The 6,069-nt window shown below is 64.8% G+C and carries 4 protein-coding genes; 1 reads left to right on the forward strand and 3 read right to left on the reverse strand.

Translation table 11 applies throughout. The features are described from left to right. Positions 1-270 precede the first annotated feature (270 nt). The 3 genes from PMI42_RS24950 to PMI42_RS24960 all read right to left on the reverse strand — a co-directional run bounded on the left by PMI42_RS24950 (position 271) and on the right by PMI42_RS24960 (position 4,639). Positions 271-1,719, reverse strand: coding sequence for an MmgE/PrpD family protein (locus tag PMI42_RS24950; RefSeq protein WP_008139227.1), 1,449 nt, complete (start codon positions 1,717-1,719; stop codon positions 271-273). Between the two features lie 348 nt (positions 1,720-2,067). Next, on the reverse strand, positions 2,068-3,417 hold the full coding sequence (locus PMI42_RS24955) for a malonyl-CoA decarboxylase (protein ID WP_008139228.1): 1,350 nt from the start codon (positions 3,415-3,417) through the stop codon (positions 2,068-2,070). Between the two features lie 397 nt (positions 3,418-3,814). Beyond that, a complete protein-coding gene (locus PMI42_RS24960; protein WP_035966572.1) occupies positions 3,815-4,639 on the reverse strand; it encodes an AraC family transcriptional regulator in 825 nt (274 codons plus the stop codon). 51 nt (positions 4,640-4,690) lie between these two features. On the opposite strand from PMI42_RS24960, the gene PMI42_RS24965 reads away from it, so the two are divergent. Continuing rightward, positions 4,691-5,863, forward strand: coding sequence for an MFS transporter (locus PMI42_RS24965; protein ID WP_008139230.1), 1,173 nt, complete (start codon positions 4,691-4,693; stop codon positions 5,861-5,863). Positions 5,864-6,069: the final 206 nt, after the last annotated feature.

The raw sequence follows: 6,069 nt of genomic DNA on the forward strand, positions 1-6,069 counted from the left end.
GAGGCGGTCTGGATTGCTTCGTCGCAAGGGCTCCTCGCAATGACGGTGGAAAGGGCGGTGTTCGATGCCGCTACTTTACCCGCGGACAGTGGCCGTTGATTGCCTCAGCTGCTGCCACATCCTCCGTCATTGCGAGCGCAGCGGAGGCAATCCAGAATCTTTCCGCAGAGGCAGTCTGGATTGCTTCGTCGCAAGGGCTCCTCGCAATGACGGTGTGGCGCGGGCGGGGTGTCTGCTGCGACGGATCGTATATCCAGCAGCGCGTCGTCCTCACGCCCGCTGCAGCAGCGGCCGCAAACTCCTGATGTCAGCGATGGCCTCGATCCCATACACCGTCTTGATCAGCCGCTCGCTCTTCTCGCCTCCCACCACCGGCGCGATCAGGTCGTGGGCCTTGTCGATGACCTCGTCCCGCGTCATCGGGTTGCGCGGCGTGCCGCGCACGGCGGTGACGCGTTCGGAGAGACGGGTGCCGTCGGCAAGCTCGATCTCGACGATGGCGACGCGCACCGGCAACAGTTTGGCCAACTCCTCGTCGCGCACCAGGTTGACCTTGGCGCGCTCCTTCAGCACCGCCGCGTCCTGCATGCGTGGCTTGTCGTGCGCGGCGTGGAAGGAGGCGGTCTTGTCGAGCAGCATCACCGCGACCATGTGCTGCAGGCAGATGTCGGGGATGTCGCGGTTGTCGACGACCTCGGCGACCGACGGTGCAAGGCGCACCGTCACGCGCTTGACCTGATCGGCCTCGAACGCCTGTTTGCCGCGGATCGCGTAGATCGCATCCAACGGTCCCTGGATCGGCGAGCCCACGGTCCATTTCTTGATGTCGGTGCCCGCGATTTCGTAGCGCTCGCCGAGCTTCTCCACCAGCTTTGCCGTCACAGCCTTCGGCGCGTAGGCGAGGAAGTAATTGTCGGGCCCCGAGAACACGTCGTCCACGCCGTTCCAGTCCGAGCGCACCAGGAGCGCCGCCGTCACGCCGTTGCGGGCCGGCATGCCCGCGAAGACAAAACCCTTTTCGATATGGTCGACATCGCGCCGCCACACGATGAAGCCGGAGGATTGCTGCGCGGCATAGTCGAGCACCCAACGCATCCGGCGCGCATCGAAGCCGGCAACACAGGCCGCGGCGGCCGAGGCACAGAACGTGCCGGAAATGCTGTGCGTGCTCAGCGTACTCTCATAGCTGAAATCGGCCCCGCCCATCGCCATCACCACGCGGGTGCCGACGTCGTAGCCCAGCGTCACCGCCCGGAGGAAATGCGTGCCGTCGATGCCGAGGCTTTCGCCGAGCGCAAGCGCTGCAGGAACGACCGAAGATCCGGGATGCGAGCGCGACGCGCTGTGCGAATCGTCGGTCTCGTCGGCATGCGCCATCACGCCGTTGGCGAGTGCGGCCTCGATCGGCGATGCGTTAAGCGCGGTCCCGGCGACGGTCGATGTTCCCTGCGCGGCATTGGCGCGGATGTAGCGCTGCGCGGCCTGACCGGGCGGCAGCTCCGACCCTGAGATCATCGAGGCCAACGTATCGAGGATGTGGTGCTTGGCGTGTTCGACGATCTCAGGCGGCAGCGCGCGGGCTTTGGCAGCGCTCATATAATCGCACAGCGCCGTCATCTCCGGCCCGGAGCCCGGGCCCTCCGCGAAACTGCGCACGGGCGAAAGCGAGAGGCTGGTCGCCGCTGCTGCGGTCAGGCCGAAAAAATCGCGTCGGTTCATGGTGTCCCGTTCTTTGGTGCAGGAATCCGATGAACCGTCTAGCGCTTATGGCAGCCGCATGTCCAGTAGCCGCCGCCGACGGTAAGGCCGGGAGCGCCCGAGCTGCCGCCGCATTCTCCGTCATTGCGAGTCTGGATGCTTCGTCGCAAGGGCTCCTCGCAATGACGGCGGAGAGAGCGGTGTCCTTTTCCAGCGCCGCAGCCCCGGGATAGTGGGACCGGATTGCCTCAGGTGTCGCCACACACTTCGTCATTGCGAGCGCAGCGAAGCAATCCAGCGTGTTTCCGCGGAGGGATTCTGGATTGCTTCGCTACGTTCGCAATGACGGTGTGGAGCGGGACGTTTGTCCTACGACAGCCGCATGTCCAGCAGCCGCCGGCCTTCGCCCTTGAGCAGCTTCTTCACCGCGCTCGACGCCACGACCTCACCGTCATTGGCATAGGCTTCGTGGTTCTTCTCGATGTCGTCGAGGCGGTAGAGGTAGTTGACCATCACGCCGGCGGACTCGCGGACGCCCTTCGGCGAGAGGTCGCCGAGCCAGTTGATGCGCTCCAGCCGCGCGCCGTTGCCGAGATGGAAGCGGGCAACGGAGTCGATCAGCTTGCCCTTCGGCGTGCGTGCCTTCAGGAAATAATGCGCCGCGAGCGGCTCGATCACGCCGCGCAGCAGCGTGGTCGTTTCAGGATTCTCATACCATTTGGGATCGTCGAGGCGCTTGAGCACCTCGCGGTCCTCGTCCGTCAGCGGCAAATCCTTGTCCTGCTTGACCCACGCCATGAAGCCCGGCACCGGCGACAGCGTCACGAAGGTGTCGAGCTTCGGCGTCTCGCGGCGCAGCTCCTCCACCACCTGCTTGATCAGGAAGCTGCCGAAGGAAATGCCGCCAAGGCCACGCTGGGTATTCGAGATCGAATAAAAGACGGCGGTGCGCGCGCGCTCGATCGGCAAGTGCTGGCGATCGACCGCCAGCAGCGGCGCGATGGCGCCCGGAATCGTCTCGGTCAGCGCCACCTCGACGAAGATCAAGGGCTCGTCCACCATCGCCGGATGGAAGAAGGCGTAGCAGCGGCGGTCGACCGGATCGATGCGGCGGCGCAGATCGTCCCAGTCGCTGATCTCGTGGACGGCTTCGTAACGGATGATCTTTTCGAGGATGTTGGCCGGGGTCGACCAGTCAATCCGGCGCAGCACGAGAAACCCCCTGTTGAACCACGAGGAAAGAAGATGCGAGACGTCGCGATCGAGCGCGGCAAGATCGGTGTGCCCGTTCATCATGCCGAGCAGGTCGGCACGCATGTTGACGAGATCGCCGGTACCGCCAGGGGCGCGGTTGAGGCGGCGGATCAGCTCCTGCCGGCGCGGTTCCGAGGCGAAATGCAGCGAGCTTGCGTCCTCGTCGCTCGGCTTGGCACGCCATTTCTCGATCGCCCTCGACAGCCGTTCCCGGTCGGGGCCGAAATCGCGCACCAGTGCGTCGAAGAAGGCGCGGCGTCCTGCCGCATCGAGATCCCCGTAGAGATCGAGCACCTCGCGCGCCATGGCTGTGCCGGAGGCTTCGCCCCGGCCCGACAGCAGCGCACCGCAGAGCTCGATCAACCCGTCGGCGTCGTGTTTGGTATCGGCAGAATCGCGGCGCAACAGCGTGCGGCCGCGCTCGGAGATGGTGGCGAGCAGGTCGGAGAAGAAGGCGTTAGCCATCTGGGCCTTTCGAAACCGGGTTGTGCGGTGCGGGAAGCTTACACGGGATTTAGGCGGAAGCCGATCACAATCAAGCAGGGGATTTTGGCAAGTTTAGCGGGGCCGTGCGTTTCGGGAAGGGCGGCATGTCCAATCTTGGCCCGTGCTGGCCCACACGCCGTCATTGCGAGCGCAGCGAAGCAATCCAGAATCTTTCCACGGAGGCAGTCTGGATTGCTTCGCTGCGCTCGCAATGACGAGGTTGGCGCTAGCCTTTCTCCTCAAATTCAACTGCCGTAGCTGCCGTAGGGTGGGCAAAGGCGCACTTGCGCCGTGCCCACGTCTTGTCACCCAATAGGCGGGACGTGGGCACGCTTCGCTTTGCCCACCCTACAGGTTCTCGCGGCTTGATGACTGGCTACCCCTTCCCCGCAAACTCCGTCGGCGTCCGCCCCGTCACCTGGCGGAACGCTGCCGAGAACGCCGGCACGCTGGCATAGCCGAGTTGCGTCGCAAGCTGTTTCACCGACACATTCGCATCCGTCGATATCAGGTGGATCGCCGCTGCAATCCTCGCGCGCTGGCACCAGCTCTTGAAGCTCAGCTGCGTCTCGCTCGAAAACAGCCGCGACAGCGTACGCGCGGAGGTTCCGACCTCGCGCGCCAAGGTGTCGATGTCGTGCGCCCCGGTGGGATCGTCGAGCACGATCATCGCGGCGCGGCGGCAGCGCGGTTCGTGCGGCAGCGGCACGAAGGTCGCGGAATCCTCGGCCTGGTGCAATTCCAGCATCACGAGGCGCACCAGCAGTTCGGTCCGCTCCTCGGTATTGCGTGCGTCGAACAGCGCCAGGATCGCCTGGTTCAGCAGTGGCGACACCCGCACCACGAATTCCCTGGTCAGGCCCTCATAGCGCTTTTCGCGCTTGAGCCAGGACAGGTCGAAATACAGCGTGCGCATCTCGATGTCGGCGAGCAGGTCGAGGGCATGCTCGAGCCCGGCTGGGATCCAGACCGCGCGGTCCGGCGGCACCAGCCAGCGGCCCCCTGGCGTCGTCACCTGCATGGTGCCCCTGGCCGCATAGACCAGCTGCGCCTCGCGGTGCAGGTGCGGATCGATCCGCATGCCCTTGGGATAGTCGCGCGCGACCAGATGCACGCCCGCGGGCGAGCGATGGTTGCTCCGGACCTCCCGGAGGATAGGCGTTTCCAAGATTGGCGTTTCCAAGACAGTCATTGGCAGCATCCCGTCATGGGGAGGACATATAACTCATTTCAGAGCAGGAGAGGATTCGGAATGAACAGCCCCAGCCGGGTGATCAGTTTCGTCAACGCAGGCCATTTCATCGACCATTATGCGATGCTGATTTTCGCCGCCGCCGTGATCATCATGGGGCCGGCACTCGGCATGGCATATTCGGAACTGCTTCCTTATGCGACCCCCGGTTTCGTTGCCTTCGGCGCGGGCTCGCTGATCACCGGCTGGCTCGGGGACCGCTGGAGCCGCCGCCACATGATGCTGATCTTCTTCGTCGGCATTGGCCTGTCCATGATCTCGGTCGGCTTCGTGCAGACGCAGGTTGAGCTCGGCGCAGCGCTGCTGGCGATCGGCATTTTTGCCTCGATCTATCATCCCGTCGGCACGGCCATGATCGTCTCCTATGCCGACCGGCTCGGCCGCGAGATGGGCATCAACGGCGTCTGGGGCAATCTCGGCGTGGCCTCCTCCGCGCTGGTGACCGGCGTGATCGGCCAGTATCTCGGCTGGCGCTTTGCCTTCATCGTTCCCGGTGTCGTCACCATCCTGATCGGCGTCGCCTTTGCGATGTTGGTCGTGCATGAGGACCGCAAGGGCTCCAAGCAGGCGGCGGCGCAGGCGCGCGTGGCGAAGAAAGACATGTGGCGCGTGATCCTGTCGCTGCTGATCGTGGTGATCGCGATCTCGACCACGTTCAACGCCGTCACCGTCGCGCTGCCAAAGCTGTTCGCGGAGCGGCTCGCCGATCTGACCAGGAGCCCGGCGCTGCTCGGCGTTATCGCCGCCTGCGTCTACGTGTTCGGCGCGATGACGCAGTACACGATTGGCCGGCTGCTCGACCGCTATTCGCTGAAGACGGTCGCGCTGCCGCTGTCCTTCATGCTGGCGCCGTTTTTGTATCTTGCCGCGAGCCTGTCCAACCTGCCGCTGATCTTGGTCTCGATCGGCATCGTCATGGGCGCATTCGGGCAGGTCACGGTGAACGACGCCATGGTCGGCAAATACACCAGCGAGGAATGGCGCTCGCGCGCCTATGCCGTGCGCTATTTCATCGGCTTCACTGCGGCCGGCGCCTCCGTGGGCCTTGTCGCCTGGCTCTACGAGCAGGGCGGCTTCGTCACCATGCTGCACGCCTTTGCTGCGCTCTGCCTGCTCGCGATCGCAGCGGCGATCATCCTGCCGCGCGAGATCCGGACGCCGCAGGCGGCGTGAGGCAACGCTCTCGTGTCCCGGACGCGCTGCAGCGTGCAACGCTGCTGCGCAGAGCCGGGACCCAGAAAGCAACGCGGCATGCAGAGAGGATGGGCCCCGGCTCTGCAGCGCATCACTTCGTGCTGCGCAACTTCCGGGGCACGAGAAAGCGGTTTGGTACGCGGCCGTTTCCACGCCGTCATTGCGAGCGCAGCGAAGCAATCCAG

Source organism: Bradyrhizobium sp. YR681 (assembly GCF_000282615.1).
Taxonomy (GTDB): domain Bacteria; phylum Pseudomonadota; class Alphaproteobacteria; order Rhizobiales; family Xanthobacteraceae; genus Bradyrhizobium.